This window comes from Acidipila rosea (assembly GCF_004339725.1).
In the GTDB taxonomy this organism is placed as follows: domain Bacteria; phylum Acidobacteriota; class Terriglobia; order Terriglobales; family Acidobacteriaceae; genus Acidipila; species Acidipila rosea.
This window is the reverse complement of the sequence record NZ_SMGK01000003.1, coordinates 156204-182765: the sequence shown is the minus strand read 5'-3', so window position 1 is coordinate 182765 and position 26562 is coordinate 156204. Positions and strand designations below refer to the sequence as shown.

Annotated in this window: 25 protein-coding genes; 14 read left to right on the top strand and 11 right to left on the bottom strand. The window is 59.0% G+C overall.

Translation table 11 applies throughout. The features are described from left to right. Positions 1-43: 43 nt before the first annotated feature. Entirely contained in the window at positions 44-352 is a 309-nt protein-coding gene (locus C7378_RS10790) for a tetratricopeptide repeat protein (RefSeq protein ID WP_131996170.1), read from the bottom strand. A gap of 129 nt (positions 353-481) precedes the next feature. Between C7378_RS10790 and C7378_RS10785 the strand changes: the two genes are divergently transcribed. From C7378_RS10785 to C7378_RS10770, 4 genes are read left to right on the top strand one after another with little or no spacing between them, the layout of a single operon-like run. Continuing rightward, positions 482-1030: an acyl-CoA thioesterase gene (locus C7378_RS10785; RefSeq protein WP_131996167.1), complete on the top strand. Its 549-nt coding sequence runs from the start codon at positions 482-484 to the stop codon at positions 1028-1030. Positions 1031-1058: 28 nt separating this feature from the next. Next, entirely contained in the window at positions 1059-1889 is an 831-nt protein-coding gene (locus C7378_RS10780; RefSeq protein ID WP_131996164.1) for an Mrp/NBP35 family ATP-binding protein, read from the top strand. Between the two features lie 47 nt (positions 1890-1936). Further along, complete coding sequence (locus tag C7378_RS10775; protein ID WP_131996161.1) at positions 1937-2344, top strand: MerR family transcriptional regulator; 408 nt, start codon at positions 1937-1939, stop codon at positions 2342-2344. A gap of 13 nt (positions 2345-2357) precedes the next feature. After that, entirely contained in the window at positions 2358-3524 is a 1167-nt protein-coding gene (locus tag C7378_RS10770) for a glycosyltransferase (RefSeq protein WP_131996158.1), read from the top strand. Positions 3525-3579: 55 nt separating this feature from the next. Here the strand turns inward: C7378_RS10770 and C7378_RS10765 are convergent, their stop codons facing one another. From C7378_RS10765 to C7378_RS10750, 4 genes are all read right to left on the bottom strand, one after another. After that, on the bottom strand, positions 3580-4458 hold the full coding sequence (locus C7378_RS10765; RefSeq protein ID WP_131996155.1) for an aldo/keto reductase: 879 nt from the start codon (positions 4456-4458) through the stop codon (positions 3580-3582). 12 nt (positions 4459-4470) lie between these two features. Further along, positions 4471-5505 (bottom strand): SGNH/GDSL hydrolase family protein, encoded by a 1035-nt coding sequence (locus tag C7378_RS10760; RefSeq protein ID WP_131996152.1) that lies wholly within the window; start codon positions 5503-5505, stop codon positions 4471-4473. Positions 5506-5544: 39 nt separating this feature from the next. Next, positions 5545-6978 (bottom strand): sodium:solute symporter family protein, encoded by a 1434-nt coding sequence (locus C7378_RS10755; RefSeq protein WP_131996149.1) that lies wholly within the window; start codon positions 6976-6978, stop codon positions 5545-5547. Between the two features lie 77 nt (positions 6979-7055). After that, positions 7056-8369 (bottom strand): ArnT family glycosyltransferase, encoded by a 1314-nt coding sequence (locus C7378_RS10750; protein WP_243648194.1) that lies wholly within the window; start codon positions 8367-8369, stop codon positions 7056-7058. Positions 8370-8499: 130 nt separating this feature from the next. Between C7378_RS10750 and C7378_RS10745 the strand changes: the two genes are divergently transcribed. Together C7378_RS10745 and C7378_RS10740 are read left to right on the top strand one after the other, a co-directional pair. After that, on the top strand, positions 8500-12003 hold the full coding sequence (locus C7378_RS10745; protein ID WP_131996143.1) for a trifunctional glycoside hydrolase family 18/polysaccharide deacetylase/glycosyltransferase family 2 protein: 3504 nt from the start codon (positions 8500-8502) through the stop codon (positions 12001-12003). Continuing rightward, a complete protein-coding gene (locus C7378_RS10740) occupies positions 12004-12315 on the top strand; it encodes a DUF503 domain-containing protein (RefSeq protein WP_131996140.1) in 312 nt (103 codons plus the stop codon). A gap of 53 nt (positions 12316-12368) precedes the next feature. Here C7378_RS10740 and trxB read toward each other — a convergent pair whose 3' ends face one another. Beyond that, the gene (gene trxB / locus C7378_RS10735) at positions 12369-13304 is read right to left on the bottom strand and encodes a thioredoxin-disulfide reductase (RefSeq protein ID WP_131996137.1); all 936 of its coding nucleotides are present in this window, start codon (positions 13302-13304) and stop codon (positions 12369-12371) included. A 74-nt stretch (positions 13305-13378) separates the two neighbouring features. Between trxB and C7378_RS10730 the strand changes: the two genes are divergently transcribed. From C7378_RS10730 to C7378_RS10720, 3 genes are all read left to right on the top strand, one after another. After that, positions 13379-13579 carry an allantoinase gene (locus C7378_RS10730; RefSeq protein WP_131996134.1) on the top strand — a complete coding sequence of 67 codons (201 nt, stop codon included), beginning with the start codon at positions 13379-13381 and terminating at the stop codon, positions 13577-13579. 129 nt (positions 13580-13708) lie between these two features. Beyond that, positions 13709-14194, top strand: coding sequence for a hypothetical protein (locus tag C7378_RS10725; RefSeq protein ID WP_131996131.1), 486 nt, complete (start codon positions 13709-13711; stop codon positions 14192-14194). Positions 14195-14302: 108 nt separating this feature from the next. Then, positions 14303-15721, top strand: coding sequence for an NAD(P)/FAD-dependent oxidoreductase (locus tag C7378_RS10720; protein ID WP_131996128.1), 1419 nt, complete (start codon positions 14303-14305; stop codon positions 15719-15721). Positions 15722-15784: 63 nt separating this feature from the next. On the opposite strand, the gene C7378_RS10715 is transcribed toward C7378_RS10720, so the two are convergent. The 3 genes from C7378_RS10715 to C7378_RS10705 form a co-directional block, all read right to left on the bottom strand. Next, positions 15785-16471, bottom strand: a complete 687-nt coding sequence (locus C7378_RS10715) for a CADD family putative folate metabolism protein (protein WP_131996125.1) — start codon at positions 16469-16471, stop codon at positions 15785-15787. Between the two features lie 81 nt (positions 16472-16552). Continuing rightward, positions 16553-17494 (bottom strand): branched-chain amino acid transaminase, encoded by a 942-nt coding sequence (locus C7378_RS10710; RefSeq protein WP_131996122.1) that lies wholly within the window; start codon positions 17492-17494, stop codon positions 16553-16555. A gap of 70 nt (positions 17495-17564) precedes the next feature. Then, positions 17565-17960: a response regulator gene (locus C7378_RS10705; RefSeq protein WP_165876758.1), complete on the bottom strand. Its 396-nt coding sequence runs from the start codon at positions 17958-17960 to the stop codon at positions 17565-17567. A 304-nt stretch (positions 17961-18264) separates the two neighbouring features. Between C7378_RS10705 and C7378_RS10700 the strand changes: the two genes are divergently transcribed. Beyond that, entirely contained in the window at positions 18265-18942 is a 678-nt protein-coding gene (locus tag C7378_RS10700) for a MarC family protein (RefSeq protein ID WP_131996116.1), read from the top strand. Positions 18943-18977: 35 nt separating this feature from the next. Next, a complete protein-coding gene (locus C7378_RS10695) occupies positions 18978-20366 on the top strand; it encodes a M48 family metallopeptidase (protein WP_131996113.1) in 1389 nt (462 codons plus the stop codon). Positions 20367-20396: 30 nt separating this feature from the next. On the opposite strand, the gene C7378_RS10690 is transcribed toward C7378_RS10695, so the two are convergent. Beyond that, the gene (locus C7378_RS10690) at positions 20397-21695 is read right to left on the bottom strand and encodes a phospholipase D-like domain-containing protein (RefSeq protein ID WP_165876757.1); all 1299 of its coding nucleotides are present in this window, start codon (positions 21693-21695) and stop codon (positions 20397-20399) included. Between the two features lie 103 nt (positions 21696-21798). Here C7378_RS10690 and C7378_RS10685 point away from each other — a divergent pair, with 103 nt between their 5' ends. After that, on the top strand, positions 21799-23361 hold the full coding sequence (locus C7378_RS10685; protein ID WP_243648193.1) for a S53 family peptidase: 1563 nt from the start codon (positions 21799-21801) through the stop codon (positions 23359-23361). Positions 23362-23446: 85 nt separating this feature from the next. On the opposite strand, the gene C7378_RS10680 is transcribed toward C7378_RS10685, so the two are convergent. Continuing rightward, entirely contained in the window at positions 23447-24103 is a 657-nt protein-coding gene (locus C7378_RS10680; protein WP_131996107.1) for a hypothetical protein, read from the bottom strand. A gap of 251 nt (positions 24104-24354) precedes the next feature. On the opposite strand from C7378_RS10680, the gene typA reads away from it, so the two are divergent. Then, entirely contained in the window at positions 24355-26169 is a 1815-nt protein-coding gene (gene typA / locus C7378_RS10675; RefSeq protein ID WP_131996104.1) for a translational GTPase TypA, read from the top strand. 91 nt (positions 26170-26260) lie between these two features. Then, the gene (locus C7378_RS10670) at positions 26261-26539 is read left to right on the top strand and encodes a hypothetical protein (protein ID WP_131996101.1); all 279 of its coding nucleotides are present in this window, start codon (positions 26261-26263) and stop codon (positions 26537-26539) included. Positions 26540-26562: the final 23 nt, after the last annotated feature.

The window sequence follows — 26562 nt, the reverse complement described above, 5'->3', positions numbered from 1 at the left end:
CAGATACGTTTCATGCCACTACAGCGGAGCCTGCACCCGAGCGCTATTCAAGTTCATCGAGCATGGCCTGCATTTCACTGAGCGCATGGGCGTTGCCGGTCGCGCGGGCGCTGGCAATCCCTTCATGAAGGCGCTGCTTTGCCTCGTCTGTCCGGCCAGCTTTGGCGAGCGTCTGCGCTGCCATAAAGTAGCCGGCCGTGTAATCAGGGTGCTCGGCAAGAAGGCGGGAGAACTCGGCAAGTGAAGTGTCGACATTGCCCTGGCTGGCGTGTTCCATGGCCAATCCGTAGCGGGCAAAGGCATCGCCGGGCTGGGCGGCTAGAATCTCATTCAACATTGCGATTTTGTCCATCTGTCGCTGCCTTTATTCCTTCCGGCTTGCAAAACTCTCATGCATCCTGCAACTTTGAGAGTAGCGGCACAAATGCGCCGAGTCTCATTCTAATCGCCAGTTCAGTGGAAAGTTGAAGGTAGACCAAACATGGATTTTTCTGGACCTGCTGTGCCGGTTCGCAAGATCTCCGAATCGCAGTCAGAGATGACGGAGCTGATCCTGCCTAACGATACAAACACCCTGGGCAACCTGCTTGGCGGGAGACTGATGCACTTCATCGATCTGGTGGGCGCGATGGCAGCCTACCGCCATTCGAGAACCCATGTAGTGACGGCATCGATGGATCACATTGATTTCATTGCACCGGTACACGTCGGAGACCTGCTGATCCTTAAATCTTCGCTCAATCGGGCATTCAACACATCGATGGAAGTGGGCGTAAAGGTCTGGGTGGAAAACACCATCGCAGGAATGCACCGGCATGTGGCCTCAGCGTATCTAACGTTTGTAGCGGTTGATTCGCAGGGCCGCCGGGTACCTGTTCCCCAGCTTGCTCCTGAAACCGAGGAAGAGAAACGTCACTATGCTGACGCAGGCCGCCGTCGCGAATTACGCCAGAAGGAACTGGAGCGCAAGCGGGCGGGCAGACCAGCGGAAGCGGCCATAAAGGGCTCGGTCCGCCCCGGCAACGTATAACAGGAAGATAGATAGAAGGATTGAAATCATGGCACATGGACACGCCCCGCAGGGCCCGGCTTCGCTGCCGGGAGTAGCAAACATAGTCGCAATCGGCTCAGGCAAGGGCGGCGTAGGCAAGACGACGCTGTCGGTCAACCTGGCTGTGGCGCTGGCCCAGCTCGGCTACAAGGTAGGGCTGCTGGACGCTGACATCTACGGCCCGAATGTTCCCCTGATGATGGGCTCGACCAGGCAGCCAAAAGTGCTCCCGAACAACAACATTGAGCCGAATCTCGCCCATGGGGTCAAAGTGATCTCAGTCGGCCTGATCTCGCCCGGCGACAAACCGCTGGTCATGCGCGGCCCGATGCTCCACCAGATCATCCGCCAGTTTCTGCAGCAGGTGGAGTGGGGAGAGCTGGACTTCCTGCTGGTCGATCTGCCGCCGGGTACGGGCGATGTGGTGATTTCCCTGGTCCAGACCGTGCCGCTGACCGGGGCGGTGGTCGTTTCGACCCCGTCAGACGTCTCGCTGCAGGATGCTCGTAAGGCTCTGGAGATGTTTCATCAGGTCAATGTAGAAGTGCTGGGCATTGTCGAGAATATGAGCCATTTCACCTGTCCGCACTGCCACCAGGAGATCGACATTTTCTCCAAAGGCGGAGCGGAGCGTACGGCGGCGCAGTTCAACCTGCCCTTTCTCGGCTCGGTCGAGCTTGACCCGGAGATTCGCCGGGGCGGAGACACCGGTATGCCGCTGGCTCTGGCTGGGCCGGAATCGCCGCGGGTTGCGCACTTTTATTCGGTCGCACGGCAGATCGCAGAGCGCGCTATGGCTATCTCTGGCAAGGCTGAGAATATCTTCGAGATCAGTTAGCGGGAACCAGCGCGGGCAAAGTGCATTAGAATCTGTGCAGGCAAGCTATGCCAACGAAACGTAAGTCCAAGGGCGCATACATGATCTCGGCCGTGGCCGAGATGTACGATATCCATCCGCAGACCCTGCGTCTCTATGAGCGCGAGGGTCTGCTGAAGCCCTCCCGCACGGAAGGCAACACACGCCTCTATACAGACGAAGACCTGGAGAGGCTGGAATTTATCCTGAACCTCGCGCGCGACCTCGGCGTGAACATATCCGGCATCGCCATCATCCTGCAGATGCGCGAGCGCATGGAGGAGATGAACCGGCAGATGCAGAGCTTCGTCGACTATGTCCGCACAGAGATGCTGAGCCGCATGCAGCAGGGCTTCCCGCAGCAGGAGGGGGCAATTGTCCCGCTGCGGCGTCCCTTCACGGTAGGCACTCAGCCACGCGGCAAGCGGGGAGCCTGACTCGTCCGCCTGCATGCTGCTTTTCCTGCGTATTCTTTTAGGCCTGGGTATCTTCGGCCTTCTCACTTCTACTGTTTTCATGGGTCTGGTCTTTGCCGGAGTTCGCCGCTTCCGGCATGACGCGCGTGCCCAGCGGCGGGCTGCGGGCTTTCAACCTCCGGTAAGCCTGCTGAAACCACTGCATGGAGCTGAGCCCGGACTCGCAGCTCACCTTGAGAGCTTTTTCACGCAGGACTATCCAGCGTATGAGATTCTTTTCTGCGCGCGCCGCGAAGACGACGCCGGGCTCGCGATTGCCCGCCAGGTGGCCTCGCGCTATCCGCATATTCCCGTTCAGTTTCTGAGTACCGGTGAGGCGACCTACATCAATGCGAAGGTTTCTTCGCTCGAGCGAATGGCAGCGGCAGCGACCTCGGACATCTTCATCATCAGCGACAGCGATGTGCGCGTAAGCCGCGACTATCTACGCGAGGTGGTTGCGCCGTTTGCGGATAAAAATGTCGGTGGCGTGACCTGCCTCTATCGGGGCGCTGCGGAGCAGGGCCTGTGGGCAAAGCTGGAAGCAGTCGGAATGTCCGTCGAGATGACCTCCGGCGTGCTGGTGGCAAATCTGCTGGAGGGAATGCTCTTCATGCTGGGGCCAACGATGGCCGCGCGCCGCGAAAGCGTGGAGCGGATGGGCGGTTTCGGAATACTCGGACCCTATTGCTCCGACGACTTCCTGCTGGGCAATGAAATCGCGAAGACGGCGACGGTCGTTCTCTCCGGCCATGTCATCGACCATGTGATTCTCAACCACAGCTTTGCAGCGTCAATGAAACACCAGGCGCGATGGATGAAGTCCACCCGCTTTTCACGCCCCAAGGGACACTTCGGCACGGCACTTACGTTTGCCGTGCCCTTTGGTCTGCTGGCTTTTGCTGCCGCTGCAGCGATGCAGAAGCCGCTGCTCGGCACCGGATTGCTGCTCTTCAGCCTCTGCGCCCGCTCATTGATGGCGGCGGTCCTCAGCAGCATGGTGCTGCAGGAGCGGCACATCCTCCGGACATGCCTGCTCTACCCGCTGCGTGATCTCATGGGCTTCTTCTTCTGGGCGGCCAGCTACACGAGCAGCACGATTCTGTGGCGCGGAAAAATTTATAGGCTTACAGAAGGCGGCTTGATGGAGCGGATTTCCTGATCCTTCCTAGCGGGCGAGCCCCACGCCTCCCTAGCAGAGACGCGGGGCTTCCGGTTCAGACCGCCTTGGCGGCTTCCTCTTCGAGCGACTTCCACTCCTGATCGCTCAGCTTGACGGAGGCGGCGCCAATATTCTCCTCAAGGTGCTTCACGGAAGAGGTTCCAGGAATCGGCAGCATGACCGGGGACCGGTGCAGCAGCCACGCAAGCGCCAGCTGCGTGATGGTTGCGTTATGCCGCTTGGCGGCTGCGTCGAGCGGACCACCTTCCTTCGTGAGCTTACCGGCAGCGACCGGGAACCACGGGATGAAGCCCAGGTGGTTCTTTTCACAGTACTCCAGCGTGTCGGCGTGCTTCTGGTCTCCCAGGTTGAAGAGATTCTGTACGCTGACGATATCAGTAACCTTGCGCGCCTGGTCTATCTCGTGGGGCTTCACTTCAGAGAGGCCGACGTGGCGAATCTTGCCCTGCTGCTGCATGTCCTTGATAACGCCCAGGGACTCCTCGACAGGTACCTTGGGATCAATGCGATGGAGCTGCCAGAGGTCGATGCGTTCTACTTTCAAGCGGCGCAGACTCATCTCGACACACTGACGAAGATACTCAGGCCGACCTAGAGGCTCCCATTTGTTCGGCCCGTAGCGTGTCAGGCCGCCCTTGGTGGCGATCACCAGATTCTGTGGATAGGGATGAAGCGCTTCTGCGATAAGGCGCTCGCTGACTTCAGGCCCATAGGCATCTGCGGTGTCGATGAAGGTCACTCCAGCATCGACGGCGCGCTGCAGAACTCTTTTGCTCTCAGCGGCATCTTTAGGTTCGCCCCAGATGCCGTCGCCGGTGATGCGCATGGCGCCGTAGCCGAGTCTGTGAATCTTCAGGTCTCCACCCAGGGTGAAGGTCCCGCTGTCTGCTGCATTGTGAGTCAAAGTAGGCATACAGACTAAGATTCAGTTCGACGGAGCCGGGTTTTTAATATTCCGATCAATCTGCGCCCAATGCGATTCCATGTCCTGCGCGACCAGCCTGTGCCCCAGCGACGTCAGGTGAAAGCCGTCGAAGCTGACCGACGAAACCGGCTCCGAGGTAAGCACTGCGGTCGTATCCAGCAGCGGCACCCCATGGCGTTCGCTCCACTCCGTCAGAGCAGCGGGCGCGGAAGAAGACGAGTTAGAAGGGGTGAATCCGCGAAAGGGAATGAAGACAATGGCCATCCTGGCACCGTGGGCCTCTACGAAATTATGGAACTGCGTGAGCAGGGCGAGGTTGTTCGGAATCTGGTTCGGCCCAATCTCTTCAGGTATGGTGCCGCGATCCTGAATGCGCACCAGGTGGAGCAGGCGTCCCTTGATGATCCGAACATATATCTCGTCCAGTGCGCTCCACGGCTTCACGGTCATGACACCCTCCCCCACGTCACTGAGCGTGGCAAATGGTTCCATGATGTCGCCGCTGTTCAGCACGAGTATGACGAGATCAGAGTTGAAGGTTCCACGGGAGGAGAGGTAACCCAGCTCATTGCCGATTGCCCATGCACTGGCCGAGCCGTTCAATACCTGCACTGGACGATGAATCACGGCGGGAAGCTCGTGATGAATCCGCTCGGAGAAGATTTCGTTCTGATCGACCCGTGTCGAACCATAGGTCACCGAATCCCCGATAAAGAAAATCCTCTCCGTACCCAGCGGCTTTTGTGCCGGCACGGGATCGGCACGCATTCCATAGCTGTTGATGGAGATTAGCTTGTCACCAAACCTGTGTATCTCCTGGTCCGGTTTAAGGATGTAGCCACTCGGAACATCGGCGATCGCCATCACCGGGTTGCCCGCTCCAAACACAATCCGGAAAAACAGGTCGGCGACGATCAGCAACACGGTAACCGTCACCAGACTCCAAAGCCAGAGGGACCGTCCCTTGTGGCTTGCCGCTGCCTTTTGAGGTTGATCGTCGAAAGGATGCAGACTCAACAGCGGTTCCTTCTCCATGTCAGATGCGGGGCTTCCAATCCAGTGTAGTTCCCCCGATCACGGCAGGAAGCGTGCTACCTGCTCCGGGCGTGGAGGCCTGGTAAGAGCACTCACCACAATCAGGCAGAGCAGCGCAGCCAAAAGCGCGGGGAAAATGGCGTCCCGCTGGGCAATGATGGGGGGCAGATGCCGGTGCACTAGATCTGTATCCCAGAAAACCGTGATGACGGTGCCTGCGGCAATCGCGCTCACGGCGCCCGCCGAGTTGGCGCGGCGAGAATAGAACGCTGCAAGAATGACCGGGGTCAGCGCAGCAGCATAAATCGTGTAGGCATAGAGCGTCTTTTGAAGGACAGAGCCGGTGTGCAGCGCCTGGTAAAGCGCCCAGATGCCCAGCAGCGCCACCATCAGTCGCGACACAATCAATATCCGCTTATTGGACGCATTCGGCGCTATATAGCGGGCGAAGATATCGTTGACCAAATTGGTAGCGGGTGAAAAGAGGAAGTTGTTGGCGGTGGAAAGAATCTTCGCGAAGACCGCGCCCATCAGCAGCGCGCCGAGTATCGAAGGGAGATCGTGAAGAGCGGTGAAGGAAATAATCTCCCGCGGGAAGGGCGTCTGGTGATTGCGCAGCGCGAAGACGTGGCCCAGCATCGCGAGCAGCACGATTACCGTCTCAAGAATTACGGTACCGACGATCCAGCCCACGACGGCGCGTCTCGCATCGCGCTCAGACTTGGCAGAGAAAAATTTCTGGTACATCGCCTGGTTGCCTAGCATCAGCAGGCAGGTAGGTAGAAAAAGCTCCATGGCGGGGAGCAGGCCATAGTTGCCGATCGGCTGAAAATGGGACGCCGGGAGCGCATGATGAAAGCTGCTCCAGCCGCCCACGGAGTGCATCAGTACGGGCAGCGCAACCAGCATGGTGATGGTCGCCAGCATGCCGATAACAACATCCATGTAGGCCACCGAGGCCATGCCGGCAATGGCGGTGAAGACAATGACGAAGGCGGCGATGATGTACTTGCCCAGGTCGGGCGAGATGACCGTCGGGAAGATCAGATTCAGTATGTCGCCACCCCCGATGAGCTGATAGCTCGCAATGGCGGTGTAAGCGAAGAGGATGGCAATTACTCCCAGCACGCGCGCCGTCTGGTTGTAGCGTGCCTCAAGCAGGTCAGGAATGGTGAACTGCGCAAACTTCCGCGCGCGCGGTGCGATGAAGTAGATCAGCAGCAGTCCGGCCCAGCCGCCTGCCGCCTGCCATAGCGCCACGAGTCCGTTTTTATAGGCATTCTCCGCGCCGCCAAGCAGCGAGCCGGAGCCGATCCACGAGGAAAGCAGCGTGAACACCAGGACGAAGGCAGGCAGGGAGCGGCCCGCGAGCAGATAGTCGGCCTTGGTTTTGACTTTGCCGGCACGGGTAAGGGAAACCGTCAGCAGCGCGAGCACAATGGCGCCGATCACTGCGGCATAGAGTGGATTCATTCAGCTTCCTTCAACCATCAGGAGTGTAAAGAGGAAGTGTAAATGGCGCTGAAGCATCCGACCTTATCAGACAGGTGTCAGTGGGGGAGGCGCGCAGTTCGCTGCCGCTCGAAAGCCGCACCTGCCAGCGCGATCACCAGCGGAAAGCACTCAAGCGTATAGCGGGGCTCGGGCGCTTCGATCGTCGCGAGCAGCGCACACCTTAGCAGCACAAAAAACAGCATCGCCCCGGCAAAGCGCGGCCATCGGAAGAGTCCAATCAACCCCAGCACCAGGTAGGCCAGGTTGAGCCCCGCATAGGCCAGGGCAAACACTGTCTCCGCATGGTGATGGCTGTACTCCCACCAGCGCAGCTCGATCCACAGCAGCTCCGTTCGCGGCCGCAGCCACATATCGGCCAGCCTCGCCAGGGGAAGTGCGATGTAGTAGCGCAAGGGATGACGCTCAATGCGTGCTGCGGCAAGCTCTGCAAAGCGCGCATCGAGCGCCGGGGTCAGCGTTGTCCTGGTGTTGTAGTCGTCGAGCAGTTGCCTGGTCTGCCGATATTCCTCAGGCGTATCAAAGGCTCGCGAAGGCAGGTCCGACAGCTGCAGCACGTCGCTGTTCGCGTTCCAGTAGATCTCCCAGGTGCAGGTCAGATCGACACAGACACTCTTTGTCCAGCGGTTGAAGCCCGGATCGGTAAACTCGCCCGGATCCATCGCATAGCGGGGGGCGAGAGGTTCAAAGACTCGAAAGGTCCGCCAGTTGCGGATGGTCCACGGGATAAAAGGAAGAATGGAGATCGCGCCCGCGACGGCGGCAAGCCGTACAACGCGGCCAGCACCCCAGCGCCTGTGGCCATACCAGACCATGGCCGGGCAAAGCGTGATAGCGAGCAGAGCACCGTCAGGCCGCAGCAGGGCGGCGTAGCTCCACGCCAGCGCGATCCCCAGCAGCGTGCCCCAACGCGGCTTCTCCATCCATTGCGCGAAGAGGTCGAAGGCCAGCGCAATCGTAAACAGCTCCAGCGTTTCAGTGAGCGGCACAGCGGCGTAGTTGGCGGTGAAAGGACACACCACGGCGAGCCAGAGGGCGATCCATCCTGCCCGTTCTGAGACGATGCGGCGGGCAAAATCCGCGATGAGCAGGCAGCTCGCGAGGTCGACCACTGTCTGCACGAACATCACCGCGCGGTAGTGCTCGACGCCGAAGAGGCGGAAGCAGCCCACAAGAAAAAAGGGATAGCCCGGCAGGCGTATGAGCGTAGGCCGCACCTGGCCTCCACTGCTGAGACCATAAACGCCATGCAGCAGCCAGTTTTTGGCAATATCGCCGTAGACCAGGGGGTCGCCCTGCACCTCGGGATAGGCGTGGATGAACCAGAGCCGCAAGGCCGCTCCGACGGCCATTGCCAGGAGCAAGACTGTCCAACCCTTATGTGAAAGCCGCTCCCGCATGGAAATGAATCATATCAAGGCGACTTCAAAGTGGCCGTCTAGTACCCTATTCATAGGGTTTAATCAAGGTGCCCGGGGGCAAATGAAGCAGGTTTTCTACGATCCGCAGCGAAAGCGCTGGAAGCGTCTGAGGCGCATTTTTGACGTGACGGCCGTCGTATCGACAATTGTGCTGGTCGTTTTCTTTTTCAGTGTTGTGAAGAAGCAGACGCTGCCGGAGTTGCTGCTGCCATCGCAGAAGCGCAACTACCGCGCGCTGCGTGAGAGACAGACGGACCTGAAGAAGAGCCTCGCGCGGCAGACCTCGCGCCGTGGCCGCCGCAGGCCGTCCGATATTGTTCTGAATCAGGATGAGGGCGTCCGCGCCGCTTTCTATGTCAACGATGAGCCCAGCTATTCTTCCTTGAAGGCGCATATCCACCAGATCGATATGCTCTTTCCGGACTGGCTGCACGTCATCTCGCCTGACGGCAAACTGCGGGCTGCAACTTCCCTTGCCCCTGTGCAGTTCTACGATGTGGTCGATCAGAATGGCGTCCACGGCATCGATCCCCAGAATCGCGTACATCACGTCATTGAAGCGGCCAAGGAAAGCACCGAGATCTTTCCCATGCTCAATGACTACGACACTGTCTCCGGCACGTGGAACGGAGATGTGATCGGCAGGATGCTCGAAGACCGGCAAGCGCGAGAGGCACTGCACCATCAGCTCGACAAGTTTCTCTACGCTTCTCCCAGCTACCGTGGCATCGCGCTCGATTTTGAAGAAGTGCCGGACAAGGACCAGAAGCTCTACGCAGAGTGGATCGGCGAGATCTACCACGACTTCCATGCAAAGAATCTGCGCCTCTACGTAAACATGCAGGTGAGCGCCGAGGATGCGACCCTGAGGGCCATTGCGAATAACAGCGACGGCATCATCCTCATGAACTATGACCAGCATGAGGAGTCGAGCGGTCCGGGCCCCATCGCAGCCGAGGACTGGTTCGAGGGCAACCTGACCCGTGTACTGACAGTTGTTCCGAAAGAGAAGCTGATCTGCGCCATCGGCAACTATGGCTATGACTGGTCCGTGCCACTGCCGGAGAAAGGCAAACCCGCCTCACAGAAGGCGCTCGATGTCGACGACCTTACCGTGCAGGAGGCATGGCAGCGGGCGGCGGACTCGGATGCGGATGTACACCTTGAGGGTGATGAGCTGAACGCTCACTTCGCCTATGACGATGAAGACGCGCATGTGCGCCACCAGGTGTGGTTCCTCGACGGCGTTACAGCGCTCAACGAACTGCGCGCCGCACGGCAGATGGGCCTGCGTACCTTTGCGCTCTGGCGTCTGGGCGAAGAGGATGGCTCGCTCTGGTCTGTCTGGGATCACCCGGGCAGCAAGGACGCGCCGCAGCTGCTCAAAAATGTGCCGCCCGGCAACGATGTAAATACGGATGGTGAGGGCGACATCCTGCGCATCGTGTCGAAGCCTCATTCGGGCTCCCGCACTGTGGACATGGACTCGGATAACTTCACCATCACTGACGAACACATGACGGCGCTCCCGGCGTCGTATTCCATTCGCCAGTATGGCTACAGTCCGAAGAAGGTAGCGCTGAGCTTTGACGATGGTCCGGACCCGACGTGGACTCCGAAAATTCTTGATGTATTGAAGAAGTACGACGTCAAGGCCACGTTCATGGTCATCGGGTCGCAGGCAGAAGACAACATTGGACTGCTCAAGCGTTATGTGCGTGAAGGCCACGAGATCGGCAATCACACCTTCACGCATCCGGACATCAGTGAAATCTCGCAGCGCCAGCTGGAGCTGGAGCTAAACCTGACGGAGCGGCTCTTTGCCGCCGAACTCGGCCTGCAGCCACTCTATTTCCGGCCTCCTTACTCGATCGACCAGGAGCCTGACACTAACGACCAGGCCGCGCCTGCCTATCGCATTCAGCAGATGGGCTACACCATCATCGGCAACAAGATCGACACCGACGACTGGAACGAGCATCCGCGCAAATCGCCGCAGGAGATCACCAACGCGGTTCTCAGCTCGCTCGCCGCAATGCAGGATCCAAATGCCTCGTGGAAGCGCGGCAGCATCATCCTGATGCACGACGGCGGTGGCGACCGCTCTGCAACCGTGGCTGCGCTGCCGATGCTCATCACCACGCTGCGATCCAAGGGCTACCAGATTGTGCCCGTCTCAGAGCTGATGGGTAAGACAACTGCCGAGGTCATGCCGCCGATCTCGCCCAGAATGCGCTGGCCGGCGCGCGTCGATGCAGTCGCCTTCTTCGTGATTTCGTTCTTCAGAAATTTCGTCGTCGATATTTTCTACATCGGCGATGTACTGATGAGCGCGCGACTGATCCTCGTCGGCATCTTCGCGCTGATCGACCGCCTGCGCAGGAGAAAAATCCTCCCCGGCAAGTTTGAACCGCGGGTGGCCGTGCTCATTCCTGCCTATAACGAAGAGAAGGTCATCGTGCGTACGGTGCGCTCGGTGATGAACTCGGACTACAAAAATCTCCGCATCATCGTCATCGATGACGGCTCAAAAGATCGTACCGTCGCGGTTGCGCGCGAGGCATACGCTGCGGAGATTGCCTCCGGCTACGTCACCGTTCTGAGCAAGCAGAATGCAGGCAAGGCCGAGGCGCTCAATTACGCTGTTCGCCAGCTTGAGGAAGAGTTCTACGTCGGCATCGATGCCGATACCGTCATCGCTCCGGACGCAATCTCGAAGCTCGTCTGCCACTTCGCCGATCCAAAGATCGGAGCTGTCGCAGGCAACGCCAAGGTGGGCAACAAGGTCAACCTGTGGACACGCTGGCAGGCGCTCGAATACATCACCAGCCAGAACTTTGAACGGCGCGCGCTCGACCTCTTCAACATCGTCACGGTTGTGCCAGGCGCGATCGGCGCATGGCGCACATCAGCCGTGGTGAAGGGTGGATGCTACCCGATCAACACGGTCGCCGAAGATGCTGATCTGACCATGAACCTGCTCGAGCAGGGATACAAGGTCATCTATGAAGATCGCGCCCTGGCCTTTACCGAGGCTCCTGTCACGGCAAATGGTCTCATGCGCCAGCGCTTCCGCTGGTCCTTCGGCATTCTGCAGGCTGTCTTCAAGCACAAGCATGCCTTCAGGACAAACCGCGCAATGGGCCTGTTCGCACTGCCGAATATTCTCATCTTCCAGATACTGCTGCCGCTCGTCTCGCCTTTCATCGACCTGATGTTTATAGCAGGCACGGTGCAGTATCTCTGGGATCGTCACTTCCACCCGGAAGCAGCCAGCGCCGCCAGCTTTGAGAAGCTGCTGACCTACTTCCTTGCATTCCTGGTCATCGACTTCGTTACATCCACGCTCGCCTTCTCCCTGGAGCGCAGGCACCCTGCCAACAAAGGTGACGGCTGGCTGCTCTTTCACATCTGGCTGCAGCGCTTTGCCTACCGGCAGCTCTTCTCGCTGGTGCTTTTCAAGACGATCAAGCGCGCTATCGATGGGCGCCCCTTCGCCTGGGACAAGCTGGAGCGCACCGCAAAGATGTCCAAGGAGACAGACAAGATCACGGCTGGTTCGTAGATGCCCATTGCCGCCATGACCATTGAACTGCGCATCGAGAATGCGGCGTCCTTGAAAGATCGCCGCCAAGTAGTGCGCAGCCTGAAGGAAAAGCTGGGCCACGGCTTCAACATCTCCATTGCGGAAATGGATGAGGCTGTTACCTGGCAGTCCGCAACACTCGGCGTCGTCGCCATTTCGCGCTCGCGCGATTATCTTTCCGGCTTGATGAAGCAGGTCGAAGACGCCACCAACCGCATCACCAATGGACTCGGTGCGCAGGTGACGGAGCTATGGTGGGAATTTATCGAGGCAGACGGCGAGAACGAATGACTTGGATCATCCCGCCTCGTCGCTGACGCGGCGAGGCGAGATGAACTCTGTCGTTATCGGCCGTGCTCTTCCAGGTACTTCTCAACTTCAAGTGCCGCGGCGCAGCCGGAGCCGGCCGCGGTAATCGCCTGACGGTAGCGGCGGTCCTGCACGTCCCCGCAGGCGAAGACGCCGGGGACGCGGGTGAAGACGTAATCGTGGGTCTTCACATAGCCATCGTCATCGAGGTCAATCTGGCCGGTGAACATCTTCGCGTTCGGCTCGTGACCGATGCCGAGGAAAAGCCCGCTCACCGGCAGCACCGACTCCACTCCATTGATGCGGTCGCGAAGCCGCAGACCGCTGACTTCCTTCTGCTCGACGCCCAGCACTTCCTCAACGATCGTGTTGGTCAGGAACTGGATGCTGGCATGCGCCATCGCGCGTTCGAGCATGATCTTGGAGGCGCGGAACTGACCGCTGCGATGGATGATGGTCACCTTGGTAGCGAAGCGCGTGAGAAACAGCGCCTCTTCCATCGCGGAATCGCCGCCGCCGACGACGGCTATCTCCTTGCCGGAGAAGAAAAACCCGTCGCAGGTCGCGCAGGAACTCACACCGTGGCCAATCAGCGCCTGCTCGGAAGGCAAGCCCAGCCAGCGAGCCGATGCCCCGGTGGCGATAATCAGCGTCCGGGTATGGACCGTTTCCCGGCCCAGGTTCAGAGCAAAAGGCCGCTTGGAGAGATCAACCGAAACCAGGTGCGCCATCTTGTATTCGGCGCCAAAGCGAGCCGCCTGCAGCTTCATGTTTTCAATAAGCTGCGGACCTTGAATGCCTTCCGGCCAACCGGGAAAGTTCTCCACCAGGGTCGTGATGGAGAGCTGTCCACCCGGTTCATGGCCTTCCAGGACCAGCGGGTTCAGGTTGGCACGAGCCGAGTAGATGGCTGCCGTAAGCCCCGCACAGCCGGAGCCTAGAATGACGGTATCGCGAATAGTTTCTGACATAAGAGCGTTCGCTTTCGATTGTAAATGGCCGGACGCTGCACGCTACCCGCTCCGACAGGGATAAGATGTTGGCCATGGCAAACCTGACTCTTGTTTACGGATTGCGACTGTTGCCCTCGGATGAGATCGCAGCAGTCGGCGAAGCCCCCATTGAACTGAAGAACGGCAACTCCGCACGTGTGACCATGCACCTTCTCGAAGGCAGCCGCGAGCAGATAGAGGCGCAGCTGAAGCAGAGCATCGATGCATTTTTTGATTTCTTCCCTGAGATTTAGCAAATCTTTACGCCAAGAATTTTCTAATGTTTCCGTTCCCGAAACGGGAAGCCGTATTCACCGCTTCCCGCACTGGAACCACGGGATTTTCGTGTCTTAGTTTCTTCTCATGAATCAGCGCCGGCCGGCGTGATCTATGATGCGGATGGCTCAGTTATCAATGCGATATACGGCACGGGCGCAAGCTTACCTTCCGGATGCGCGAAGTCCGCCGTCCTCACCCAGATCGACAAAATAGCCACCAATGGAAGCATCGTGCACGCTCTGATGCTGGTGAATGGCCTCTGCGCGCAGACGGTGGATGAGCTTCCGACCCTCCAGTACAAGATGATTCGCGGCTTTGGCCGAATTCTTGGCCTCGACTGGTCGCAGGCCAACGAGCAGATGTTCGCGAGCGGCAGCATCACTGAGGATGGCCTCGCAGGCTGGCCGCTAATGCACCCCATCGAGCGGCTGTGCACCTCCATGCTGAGCTCGTGCATGCCGGACGCCAACCGGCTGCGCACCGACGATGTGGCTGCACTCAACCGGCTCTATCCGGTCGCATCACCGGCACAAGGCAGCCCACACGTCTTGATGTGCTCGCCGTCACCGGAAATGTTGCGACGATGTTGATCCAGATTGACCAACATCCCTGAACCTCAGGACGGCAATGTGCATCTCTCGTTGTAGCGCCACGCGCAAAGTGCGGATTCGGCAGAGATTTTCAGAGGAGAAGACTCGATGGCGGCAACAGGCAATGGCGCAGTAAGAATTCCGGCGATTGAAGCAGGCCGGCGGCCGCGCGTGGTTGTGCTGGGAGGCGGTTTCGCCGGTATCCATGCGGTGAAGGGGCTCCTGGACCTTCCTGTCGACATCAGCATCATTGATCGCCGCAACCACCACACCTTTCAGCCGCTTCTCTACCAGGTTGCGCTGGCCGTACTCTCTCCGGCTGATATCGCTACGCCGATTCGGACCATCTTCAGCGGCAAGAGCAATGTAGAGGTGTTGATGGATGAGGCCATCAACTTCAATCTCGAGGAGCATCGCGTCTTCTTCAAGAGCGGCGCTGCGATGGACTACGACTATCTGGTGCTGGCTACTGGCTCTACGCATTCCTACTTCGGCCACAATGATTGGGAGGAGGCAGCTCCGGGGCTCAAGACAGTGGAAGATGCGACGGAGATTCGCCGCCGCGTGCTGCTCGCCTTCGAGCTGGCCGAACGGCAGATGCTGGAGACGGGCACTCATCCTCCACTCAACTTCGTGGTGATCGGAGGCGGCCCAACGGGAGTCGAACTGGCTGGTGCGATTGCTGATATTTCACGCATTTACATGCGCCACGATTTCCGCCACATTGACCCAACCAAGGCCCGGGTGCTGTTGCTTGAGGGCGGCCCGCGCATCCTGCCCTCCTACCCGGATGATCTTTCCCTAAAGGCAATGGAGGAACTGACGCGGCTTGGCGTCGAGGTCCACACCGGGATGCAGGTCTCAGATGTGAAACCCGGGTACGTCATGATCGGGGAGCAGCGCATCGATTCCGTCGTGACCCTCTGGGGCGCGGGAGTGCAGGCCTCGCCGCTGGGCAAACTGCTGGGGGTCGAGACTGACAGGCGTGGCTGTGTCATGGTGAACGAAACGCTGAATCCAGCGGGGCATCCGGAGATTTTTGTCTGTGGGGATCTTGCCCATTTCACCCAGGACGGCAAACAGGTGCCGGGTGTCGCGCAGCCTGCCATGCAAATGGGCGACCACGTAGGCCGAATGGTTCGCGCAGATCTGGATGGGCGCAGGCGCACTGCCTTCCGCTACTTCGATAAAGGCGACATGGCAACCATCGGACGCATGTCTGCGGTAGCGCAGATTAAATGGCCCTTCAAGGCGCACTGGGGCGGCTTCCCGGCCTGGTTAACGTGGCTCACAATTCACATTTTTTTCCTGATTGGATTTCGCAACCGGATCGCCGTGATGTTTTCCTGGGGGTGGAATTATTTCTTCTTCAAGCGCGGCGCTCGCCTCATTACCGGCAATGAGGTGCTGCCCGGCTGGAGTAGGCAAAGCGGCGTCGCCCCGCCAGTAAAAGAAAATAAGCCTGCGTCAGGCGACACCAGGAGCGGAGCAGGCTCTGCCAGTGAGACTCCCGCGAAGAGAGCGTAATCACCGTTGTATGCGGGAGAGCGGATGCACCCACACCGGATACGCAAGTGTGGGTGCTGAAGATTACTGGATGGAATGCCTCTCGCAAACCGCGCTCAAGAGTCCATAGAGACCATCGAGCACTTCCTGCGCAGACTGGTGCACTGCTGCAACATCCTGCTCGCTCGCTATGCGTTCAAGCTGCTGCCGTTCGACCGCGGCATGTTCCTGGTCAGCTTCAATATGCACGGAGAAATACTGGTAATCGGCAGGATCCTTGAAGCCGTAGAACTGCTTGAGCCCGTCGATCTTTTTCTCTGACACAGCGGGAATCTGGCTCTCGTAGGCATAGAGCGCAGCCAGGCCTGCAGTAGTGCCGCGTTCGCTGCAGCAGACGCGAAAGCGCTCGATGAGCGACTTTGTCGCAGGCCACATGTCGCCCGCCTGGACACTTGCCGCATCGAGCCCAAGGCTCTCGGCAAAGCGCAGCCAGAGTTCGGGGTGATTGGGATCTCCGGCTTCTTCGTCGATCAGATTGCTCAGGATCTGGCGCCGGACGAGAGGATCGGTAGTCTGCGCATGTACCGCCGACAGATAGGTCGGAAAGGCTGCAACATGATGGTAGTACTGGGCGGCGTAATCGCTGAGGGCAGCGCGGGAGAGTTCACCCCGCGACCATGCCTGGTAAAACGGATGCGAAAGCAGGTGCTGCCGGGCGATCCGTTGATCGATGTCGTCAACTAAAGAAGCTATGGTTCGGACTGCGCTCATTCTTTCTTTCTCCTCGTAGTTCAACCGCCAAAAATAAAGGGGATTCAGTTGTCGCTGAATCCCCCTCGCAGATCGTTCCAGCTAGACCGTGACTGGCTGCTCTGCATTCACCTTCACGGGCGTCAACCATCCAAAGCGATCAGGTCTGAGTCCGTTCGCGATGCCGAAGAATTCATCGGCAAGCTGTTTCGTCAAGGGGCCCGGATTGCCATCGGCGACCATAATGCGATCGACTGAACGGATAGGAGTCACTTCAGCGGCGGTTCCTGTAAAGAATGCCTCATCCGCGATGTACAGGAGCTCGCGCGGCATTGCCTGCTCGACCACCGGAATTCCGAAGTGGCGCGCCAGGGTGAGTACAGAGTCACGCGTAATGCCCGAAAGCACAGAATTCGCAAGAGGCGAGGTATAGAGCACGCCATTGCGCACGATGAAGAGATTCTCGCCCGAGCCCTCAGAGAGATAGCCATTCACATCGAGAGCGATGCCTTCAGCGTAACCATTGATGTCAGCCTCCATGCGGATAAGCTGCGAGTTCATGTAGTTGGCGCCAGCCTTCGCGAGCGATGGCATGGTGTTGGGTGCGAGGCGATTCCAGGACGAGATGCAGACATCCGCTCCCTGATCGCCGGGTACATACTTACCCCATGGAAAATTTGAGATATAAACTTCCGTCGGCGAACCCTTGGGATTGACTCCAATCTCACCATAACCCCGGATAGCAATGGGCCGGATATAGCAGGGAGCAATGCCGTTCGCCTCGATGAGGTCCACCGTGGCAGAGCAGAGCTGCTCAAGGGAGTAGGGCAGTGTCATCCGGTAAATCTTTGCTGAGTCGATGAGCCGCTGCATGTGCTCAGGCAGCCTGAAGACGGCCGCGCCCTGCGGCTGGCCATAGCACCGGATGCCCTCGAAGACAGACGAGCCATAGTGAACGACATGGCTCATAACGTGAATAGTGGCTTTTTCCCAGGGGATTAAATTGCCGTTGTGCCAGATTTTACTGGTGGGCTGAATGGGCATGCGGTTGGTAACTCCTTATGCTTAACAACCCACCAGTATATCCGCACTGCTGCGAGGCTGGCTTCTTTCGTCAGCCCCTTGCACCGCTAAAAGTGAGCGCCCGCAGGGTCTTAAGGGCAAGGGTAAGACTAGCCGCATCGCGGGGCAGCACTACATCCCCGGCCAGACTGCTCGTGTGTAAATTTCTATCGGTGAGGTAACCAACAAACTGAGTCGCATCCTGCTGCTTGACCCGCAAGGCTATGTTCACTGCCCGTTCCAGCGATTGATGGTGCGATATCTCGAGGAGAACCAGGTGGTGGCGTTCGCGCTGCCAAAGCCTTGCAGCTTCTTCATAGTCTGCCACCACATCTACGCTGTATCCGGCGTCTTCCAGCACGTTGGCGATTGCACTCGCGAGTCTATTGTCACTGCCGAGAACCACCTTAGTTTGCGATGACTTCTCATTCGACATTCCGGCGCGCATGTGTATGAACCAAATCCTTTCGGGGCGCACGACTCAACCGAAAGCGAACTGTCACGCGCCACGGAAGTAAGGAAAAGCACACGGCAGACCAAACTGATGAAATATGTAAGATCAAGATAGTAAAGGAGTTAGATGGCATGTACTGAGGCAACCATTTCTCATCGGGAAGTGTTTTCCTTCCACGGCGAAATTTTGACACTGAGGCTTGTGTCAAACGGCATTAATCTGCTGAAAGAGAACAGGTTATGCTCCGCAAACATATCCGTTTGACCGCTCAAGTGGGGAATGCGATAAGTAAGAACACATGATCTCGCCTGCCAGCGCCGCCTTGCATGGACTGCACTCGACTTATGTGCGGTTCTCCGTGCTGGCGTTGAGTTCGATATTCTTTCTTGTCGATCCCTTCGCCGCTATTCCCTCCTTCATCGCGATCACCTCCGGCGCAGACGCGCAGCGCCGTAAGCGCATGGCCCGCAAGGCCTCCCTGACCTGTTTCATCGTGCTCAGCTCGTTTGCGCTGGCCGGGAGACTTATCTTTCGCATGTTCGGCATCACGCTGCCGGCGTTTGAGATTGCGGGCGGCCTCATCCTTTTGCTGATCGGCATTGACATGCTTGAGGCAAAGCGCTCGCCCACGCAGGAGTCGACCGATGAAACCGAGGAAGCTGCCGCGAAAGAGGATGCAGGCATCGTACCCCTCGGTATTCCGATGCTGGCCGGGCCGGGCGCTATCTCAAGCGTGATGGTGCTGGTGGGGCAGGCGCCCAATCACTGGCAGATGTTTGCGATTCTCGGCTCCATCGCGCTCACTGCCTTTGCCAGCTATGGCGTACTGAATGGCGCAGACAGGCTGCGCCGGCTGCTGGGCGAAACCGGCATCAGGATTCTTGTCCGCATCATGGGTCTCCTGCTGGTCGCGCTTGCCATGCAGTTCTTCGTCAACGGCCTCACCGATCTTGGCGTCATTGCACGGCAGGAGTAGCGGCACTGAACCCCATGAATAGAGTGGCTCCAAAAATGAAACGCCTTTCCCCGATTCTCTTTCTGCTTCTGTTGCTGGGTGCAACTGCGCCCGCCTTTGCCCGCTTTCAGCCACCTGAGCCCTGCAAGAACTCCTTCAGTCAGGAACAGGAGATCGCCGAAGGCAGAAAGGCGATGGCGCAGGTCTATAAGACAATGCCTGTGCTGCCGGATGCGAGTCCTGTTTCGCAGTACGTCCAGCAGCTCGGCGCCAGGCTCGTCAAATTTGCTCCCGGCTACAAGTGGCCGTTTCAGTTCCACGTGGTCAATGCTTCTGACATCAACGCCTTTGCCTTGCCGGGCGGCCCTGTCTTCATCAACCTGGGAACCATTCAGGCGGCAAATACGGAGGCGCAGCTCGCTGGCGTCATGGCGCACGAAATCTCTCACGTCGTGCTGCGTCACTCCACCTGCAACATCACCAAGCAGCGTGGCCGGGCGGTATGGTGGGGCCTCGCACAGCTAGGGGCTGGCATTCTGGCGCCCGGCTATGCCGGAGCGCTGGCCCAGCAGGGTATCGGCGCAATCGCGGGCCTTACTTATCTCAAGATGTCGAGGGAAGACGAGAAGCAGGCTGACCTGCTGGGGGTAGACATCCTCTACGACGCAGGCTACGATCCGCGCGGGTTGCCGCAGTTCTTTGAGACGATCCAGGCTAAATACGGCAATGGCGGATCCCAGTTCCTGAGCGATCACCCTAATCCGGGTAACCGCACCGAGTATGTCGATCAGGAGATAGCGAGCCTGCCGCCGCGAACGACCTATGTCAAGACATCAGCGCAGTTCAAGAGGATCTCGAAGCTTGTCAGCCCCATGCATGGCTATTCGGCCAAGGATATCGCTTCCGGAGTATGGAAAAAGCAGAGTCCTGGCCAGCCACAGGCGCAGCAGCAGTTGCAGCCCATCGACTTCAAGCCAAGCGGCGCGTGGAAGAGCCTGAGCGATACCGCCTTTTCAGTTTCCTATCCTGATAACTGGCGCATCTTCGACGGCCCCGGAAATGGAGTGACGGTTGCACCCCAGGATGGCTTGGTGAACGGCAATGTGGCCTACGGAGCGATTGTCGATCTCTACCAGCCGAAGCAGGGCGCCGACCTCGCTAGCGCAACCGATCAACTGGTGGCTACACTCGAGCAGCAGAACCAGGGAATGAAACCAGCAGGATCAGTAGAAGACGTACTGATCAACCAGGTAGCGGGCAAGAGCGTCGAGCTCGAAAACCCTACCGGCTCTCCTGTAAACGGGAGTGCCGAGCACGATTGGCTGGTAACAGTGAAACGGCCGGACGGCTCCCTGAGCTATCTGGTTTTCGTCGCCCCCTCCCGGGACTTTCCAGCTCTGCGGCCCACCTATGAGCAGATGCTTCGCACTTTTCGCCTGAAGTAGCCTCGAGCAGGCAGCGGGAAGAGAGAATGTTCACTCTTCCCGCCGCAGCACCCATCCGACATCGGCAAATATCTTCCCGCTTATGCCTTGCCTGCGGAGGGTCTCCCGTGTGACTCGCCTGCTTCGTGCGAGATCTTCCTGGAACTGCTCTTCGAGCGTCTCGGTAATTGCACGGTCGCGGATGGCCAGGTTCACCTCGTCGTTCAGAGAGAATGACCTGTGATCGAAATTTGTTGATCCGCAGATGGACCACACTCCATCGACGGTCATCAGCTTCGCATGGATCATGGAGGGCTGGTACTCATAGATCGCGACGCCGGAGCGAATCAGCTTGACGCTCATCGCCTCGCTCAATCTGCGCACCGAGGCATGATCCGTATCGCGGCCTGCGGTGAGGATCTCCACATTCACTCCGCGCCCGGCAGCGCGCATCAAGGCATGGCGGGCACTGCGGTCAGGAAGGAAATATGGCGTAGTTATCTTTATGCTCGACCGGGCAGAGTCAAGCAGCGCCTGGAAGAGCACCCGCACGCTGGACGTGCCATAACCGGGACGGCCCATCACGACCATGCCGGTGGTCTCGCCCGCAGAGGCCCCGGCCGGGAAATGATCGCTACTGAAAAGTATTTCGCCCGTCGACTCGACCCAGTTCTGGGAAAAGGTCGCGTTGAGAGCGCTCACAAGACCGCCCTCCACCTTGAATACGGTGTCCCGCCACGGGAGCTTGCCTTGCTCGCATTCAATCCAGTGATCGGCGTAGTCGGCTCCGCCAATGAAGCCTGTGCTCCCGTCGATCGTCAGCAACTTACGATGACTGCGATGGTCGAAATACGGCCATTGCTTAAGGTCAATCGGGTGATACCAGGCGAAGTGCCCCCCAGCTTCTGTCAGTCCACGGAAGTAGTCCCTGCCCAGTTTGTAGCTGCCGATAAAGTCGATCAACACCCGCACCTGAATCCCGCGGCGGGCGCAGGCGGTGAGGCGCCGTAGGAGTTCGCGGGTAAAGTCTCCTTCCTGGAATTCGTAAGCCTGCAGGTTGATTGCGTGCTTTGCCTGATCGATTGCGGCCAGCTCAGCCGGATAGAAGATGGCGCCATTCCGCAAAACGGTAAAGCGGCCATCGCGATCGAGCGCCGCGTCGGTAACGCAGGCCATGCGCCCTAAAAACTCCGGCGAATCGATCGGAGGCAGTTCGCAGCTTTCCAGGTGATAGGGTCGCGATGGACCGAAAACCTCCATGCCGAGGCGAACTCCCTGCAACACCAGCGCCCCCGCGCCGAGCGCTGCCAGCGTCTTTGTCATGGCCGATCCTGCGGCTTTTCTGTTCATCTTTCCCGCCTCCTGCGCTTTTGGGATGCAAAGTGAGCCAGTGCAGCATTCATACTGCATCCAAAACAGGAATCAATCCATTTCGCCTGAATTGCGTCTCAGAATGAGTGAGGTAAACCCGATGACTCTTCCCGCCGATGAAAACTCCTCCCGCGTTACCCTGCCTAAAACACTGCACGAAGCACCGTTGGCTGCCCACATGGTAGGCCGCATGTCTCCCGAGAAGATGATGAGCGTCTCCGTCATCGTCCGTCGCCGAAAGCCGCTCGACCTGCCTTCGCTGGGTGGCCGCATCCTTTCTCATGAGGAATTCAACCGCGATTACGGAGCCGATCCGGAGGAGTTTGCCGAAATCCGTGCCTTTGCCGAGCGTAACGGCCTTTCGGTGGATGAGGCTGCCAGCAGTCTTCCGCGACGCACGATTGTGCTGCGGGGCACCGTGGAGGCGATGGAAAAGGCCTTTGGCGTCCAACTCGAAGAATATGAAGGCCACGAACGAAAGGAACATTTCCACGCCTATCGGGGAACGATCCACCTGCCCAGCGCCCATGCGGAAATCATTCAGGCTGTGCTGGGTCTCGACGCGCGGCCGGTGGCCCGCTCCCACATGCGTATCCTGGACCCTAGGCAGGCCGCTGCGGCCCGGAGCTTTACGCCGATGCAGGTGGCGAAGCTCTATAGCTACCCCACAGGCGTGGACGGCAGCGGTCAGTGCATAGGCATCATCGAGCTGGGCGGGGGCTACAGCGCCAGCGACCTGCAGACGTACTTCGGCTCTGTCGGCCTCGCGACTCCCACGGTCACGTCCGTCTCGGTGGACGGCGGCACCAATGCGCCCGGCGGCCAGGCCGACGGTGAGGTCGCCCTGGACATTGAGGTGGCCGGCGCCATCGCTCCGGGAGCGAAGATCGCCGTCTACTTCACCCCCAATACAGATCAGGGATTTACCGACGCGATCACGACGGCCGTTCACGACACGACCAACAAGCCTTCGGTAATCTCAATCAGCTGGGGTGGCCCCGAGTCGAGCTGGTCACAATCCTCACTGACGGCGCTGGATGATGCCTGCCAGTCTGCCGGAGCGCTGGGCGTAACCATCACAGTGGCCTCCGGCGATAATGGATCGACCGACGGCACCGGGAGCGATACTGTCGACTTCCCGGCATCGAGCCCGCACGTTCTGGCCTGCGGCGGAACCCAGCTCACCGCCAGCGGCAGCAGCATTGCCGCTGAGGTGGTCTGGAACGATCAGGCCAGCGGCGGTGGAGCAACCGGCGGCGGAGTGAGCGGAGTTTTTGCGTTGCCCTCCTGGCAGGCGAATGCAGGAGTGCCCGCGCCGTCAGGCAGTGGCAGACGCGGCGTTCCTGATGTAGCAGGCGATGCGGCGCCGTCGACCGGCTACAACATCTACTTCCAGGGTCAGCAGCAGGTCGTCGGCGGGACGAGCGCGGTAGCTCCGCTCTGGGCTGCCTTGATCGCGCTTATCAACCAGCAGAAGGGCTCGCCGGTGGGCTTCACGAATCCGACGCTCTACCAGAACCCTAATGCCTTTCATGACATAACGCAGGGCAACAACGGCAGCTTCTCAGCCGGCTCCGGCTGGGATGCATGCACCGGCCTCGGCTCACCAAAGGGTTCCTCAGTCTCCACCGCGCTGGGCGGTTGAGCGAGGTGAGGGGTCAAAAGAAAAAGCCCATGTCTCTAAAAAAGAGGCATGGGCTTTTCTGCACATCGATCCAGCTACTGCTCTACTATTGCGAGGAGTCTGGCAGGGCTGGCGCGATGGCCAGCTCCAGCCGGGTGCCGGAGGACAGGTGGACGTTCCGCTTCTGATCGCTGAAGGTTCCCGAAGTTTTATCGTGAATATCTGATTTCAGCGTGACACCGTGGTAACCGCTCTCATCCTTCACTTGAACGGGCATAGCGCCAGGGTTCGGCATGGCGCCGGGCTGGGCATTCCCGGGGCCAGCGCCTGACGGCGATGGAGCAGGCATGGGTCCTGCGCTGTTGGGATTGTTGCCCTGCTGGGATATGCCCATCACGTTGAGGGGGCGGGCGATCTGGACGACCGTCGCCTTGACGGGTACGGTTTTACCGTCCTTCATCTGGGCGTGGTCCAGGGTGATTTCAATGGTTGATTGGCCTTTGTTTTCAGACATCTGCACCTGATCGACCTTGCCGGCAAGCAGTGTATCCTTGGGCAGCGTTGCGCCGCCATCCAGCTTCACTTCCTTATCGAGCTTGATCATGACCGGGTCGTCCTGCTTCGTCTTCTTAGCGTCGAGTGTCTTGGTAAGCACGCCCGAGGCCGCTGTCATCTGAATTACATGGGTGGTGGTTTCCTGGGCAAAGGAAGCCGCTGGCAGAGCGCAAAAAGCTGCGGCAGCGGCGCAGATAATCCATTTCATTGTCGTTCCTCTCACGATGCAGTTGACCCTTACTTAAGTGCATCCACTCTTTCCAGACGCTTCGCCATAAGGCGACGTTGCCTTGCGGCTGCTAAACTGGTAAAGGGAACACGAGAGACTCTGCTGCCAGCCTCTGGATGAGCCAGCCCGGCAGCCTTCACTTGATACTCCTCATAAATAATAAGCGGAACTTCAGCTACTCCCAGTGAGTGCGAAGCTCCGCCAACAGCCGACAAGGAAAAACCGCGCCTGTGAGCACCGTAATCCGTAATATCGCCATCATCGCCCACGTCGACCACGGTAAGACGACCCTGGTAGACGCCATGCTGAAGCAGAGCGGAACCTTCCGCGCCAACGAGGCCGTCGCCGACCGCGTGATGGACTCCAACGACCTCGAGCGCGAGCGCGGCATCACGATTCTCGCCAAAAATACCGCGATCTTTTACCACGACCTCAAGATCAACATCGTCGATACGCCGGGCCACGCTGATTTCGGCGGCGAGGTCGAGCGCGCACTGAAGATGGTCGACGCGGTCATGCTGCTGGTGGACGCATCCGAAGGCCCGCTGCCGCAGACCCGTTATGTGCTCTCCAAGGCGCTCGAAGCGAAGCTGCCCGTCATCCTGACAGTCAACAAGATTGACCGTCCCGATGCGCGTCCCCAGGAAGTGTTGAACGAGGTCTATGACCTTTTCATCGATCTCGACGCTTCGGAAGAGCAGCTCGAGTTTCCCGTGCTCTACACCAACGGCAAGCTTGGCATTGCAACGACCGACCTTGCTGTTCCGGGAACCGACCTTCAGCCCCTTTTCGAGACCATCGTCAAGACCGTGCCACCTGCCAAAGGCGATGCCAACGGCGCGATGCAGATTCTGGTCACCAACCTCGACTACTCCGACTATCTCGGGCGCCTTGCCATCGCGCGCGTCTTCAACGGCACGCTGCGCTCCGGCGAAGAGGTCTACATCTCCAAGCTTGACGGCAAGCTTGAGAAGACCAAAATCACCAAGCTGTTCAGCTTCAGCGGTCTCAAGCGTACAGATATCGAAGTGACCGAACTCGGCGACATCGTAGCCATTGCCGGGGTCACCGGCATCACCATCGGTGAAACCATCACCGGCATCGACAACCCGGCGCCGCTGCCTCCGATTGTGATCGATGAGCCGACGATCGCCATGCAGATGTCGGTCAACAACTCGCCGATGGCAGGCCGCGAAGGCCAGTACGTCACCTCACGCAATCTTCGCGAGCGCCTCGACAAGGAACTGCTCACCAACGTTTCCATCCGCGTTGAGGATACGGGCAGCCCGGACAGCTTCAAGGTGCTCGGCCGCGGCGAACTGCAGCTCGCAATTCTGATCGAAATGATGCGCCGCGAAGGCTTTGAGTTGATGGTGGGACGGCCCGAGATCGTCACCCGCACCATTGACGGCAAGCTGATGGAGCCAGTCGAGCACCTGACGATCGATATCCCTGAGAACTTCGTCGGAACCGTCATTGAACGCCTCGGGCCCCGCAAGGGCGAGATGGTCAAGATGCACAACCACGGCTACGGCCGCGTACGCCTTGAGTTCCGCGTGCCCAGCCGCGGCCTGATTGGCCTGCGCAGCGAGCTGCTCACCGAAACCCGCGGCACCATCATCATGAACTCGCTCTTCGACGGCTACATGCCGCACCAGGGCGATATCCCGCAGCGGCCGACCGGCGCGCTGATCTCCGACCGCTCCGGCCCAACCACTACCTATGCCCTCAACGGCCTGCAGGATCGTGGCGTTCTCTTTGTAACCTCCGGTGTCGAGGTTTACGAGGGCATGATCGTCGGCGAACACTCGCGTGATAATGACCTCGACGTCAATGTCGTCCGCGAAAAGAAGCTGACAAATATGCGCGCCTCTTCCGCAGACGATGCACTGCGGCTGGTGCCCCACAAGGCGATGAACCTGGAGCAGGCAATCGAGTTTATCGCCGAGGACGAACTGGTCGAGGTCACGCCGAAGTCGTTGCGCCTGCGCAAGAAGGTACTACAGGCCAACCGTCGTCCGCGCCGCCAGACCAGTGCCGACTAAACAGCGGTTGCTATGTTAGTTTGAAGATGAGTCACAGACCGGCGGGCCTTGCATACTGCATTGGCCCGCTTCTTTCTTTCGCATGACACCATTGCCGCATACACCCGAAGCACCCCCCAGAAAATCTGGCAGTTCGCCATGGCTCAGGCGTTCTGACCTGTTTGTACGAGTCATCGTACGTCTCTACATCGGCATGCTGCTTGTGGTGCTGCCGTGGACCCACATCTGGGACGACAACCATCTGCTGAGCTATATTCCCTATCTGTCGACGGTCGCGTTGAGCGGCGTGGTGCGCGGAGTCGCTTCAGGCCTTGGCCTGTTGAACATGTGGATCGCCGCTGCCGAAGCAATGAACTATCGCGAACACTAAGAGGACGCTCACCCCGGCAAAGA

What these genes read in the sequence shown, in the direction of transcription:
- C7378_RS10790 (WP_131996170.1), bottom strand. Translation starts at nt 352, where the DNA reads ATGGACAAAATCGCAATGTTGAATGAGATTCTAGCCGCCCAGCCCGGC.
- C7378_RS10785 (WP_131996167.1), top strand. Translation starts at nt 482, where the DNA reads ATGGATTTTTCTGGACCTGCTGTGCCGGTTCGCAAGATCTCCGAATCG.
- C7378_RS10780 (WP_131996164.1), top strand. Translation starts at nt 1,059, where the DNA reads ATGGCACATGGACACGCCCCGCAGGGCCCGGCTTCGCTGCCGGGAGTA.
- C7378_RS10775 (WP_131996161.1), top strand. Translation starts at nt 1,937, where the DNA reads ATGCCAACGAAACGTAAGTCCAAGGGCGCATACATGATCTCGGCCGTG.
- C7378_RS10770 (WP_131996158.1), top strand. Translation starts at nt 2,358, where the DNA reads ATGCTGCTTTTCCTGCGTATTCTTTTAGGCCTGGGTATCTTCGGCCTT.
- C7378_RS10765 (WP_131996155.1), bottom strand. Translation starts at nt 4,458, where the DNA reads ATGCCTACTTTGACTCACAATGCAGCAGACAGCGGGACCTTCACCCTG.
- C7378_RS10760 (WP_131996152.1), bottom strand. Translation starts at nt 5,505, where the DNA reads ATGGAGAAGGAACCGCTGTTGAGTCTGCATCCTTTCGACGATCAACCT.
- C7378_RS10755 (WP_131996149.1), bottom strand. Translation starts at nt 6,978, where the DNA reads ATGAATCCACTCTATGCCGCAGTGATCGGCGCCATTGTGCTCGCGCTG.
- C7378_RS10750 (WP_243648194.1), bottom strand. Translation starts at nt 8,369, where the DNA reads ATGGCCGTCGGAGCGGCCTTGCGGCTCTGGTTCATCCACGCCTATCCC.
- C7378_RS10745 (WP_131996143.1), top strand. Translation starts at nt 8,500, where the DNA reads ATGAAGCAGGTTTTCTACGATCCGCAGCGAAAGCGCTGGAAGCGTCTG.
- C7378_RS10740 (WP_131996140.1), top strand. Translation starts at nt 12,004, where the DNA reads ATGCCCATTGCCGCCATGACCATTGAACTGCGCATCGAGAATGCGGCG.
- trxB (WP_131996137.1), bottom strand. Translation starts at nt 13,304, where the DNA reads ATGTCAGAAACTATTCGCGATACCGTCATTCTAGGCTCCGGCTGTGCG.
- C7378_RS10730 (WP_131996134.1), top strand. Translation starts at nt 13,379, where the DNA reads ATGGCAAACCTGACTCTTGTTTACGGATTGCGACTGTTGCCCTCGGAT.
- C7378_RS10720 (WP_131996128.1), top strand. Translation starts at nt 14,303, where the DNA reads ATGGCGGCAACAGGCAATGGCGCAGTAAGAATTCCGGCGATTGAAGCA.
- C7378_RS10715 (WP_131996125.1), bottom strand. Translation starts at nt 16,471, where the DNA reads ATGAGCGCAGTCCGAACCATAGCTTCTTTAGTTGACGACATCGATCAA.
- C7378_RS10710 (WP_131996122.1), bottom strand. Translation starts at nt 17,494, where the DNA reads ATGCCCATTCAGCCCACCAGTAAAATCTGGCACAACGGCAATTTAATC.
- C7378_RS10705 (WP_165876758.1), bottom strand. Translation starts at nt 17,960, where the DNA reads ATGCGCGCCGGAATGTCGAATGAGAAGTCATCGCAAACTAAGGTGGTT.
- C7378_RS10700 (WP_131996116.1), top strand. Translation starts at nt 18,265, where the DNA reads ATGATCTCGCCTGCCAGCGCCGCCTTGCATGGACTGCACTCGACTTAT.
- C7378_RS10695 (WP_131996113.1), top strand. Translation starts at nt 18,978, where the DNA reads ATGAAACGCCTTTCCCCGATTCTCTTTCTGCTTCTGTTGCTGGGTGCA.
- C7378_RS10690 (WP_165876757.1), bottom strand. Translation starts at nt 21,695, where the DNA reads ATGAACAGAAAAGCCGCAGGATCGGCCATGACAAAGACGCTGGCAGCG.
- C7378_RS10685 (WP_243648193.1), top strand. Translation starts at nt 21,799, where the DNA reads ATGAGTGAGGTAAACCCGATGACTCTTCCCGCCGATGAAAACTCCTCC.
- C7378_RS10680 (WP_131996107.1), bottom strand. Translation starts at nt 24,103, where the DNA reads ATGAAATGGATTATCTGCGCCGCTGCCGCAGCTTTTTGCGCTCTGCCA.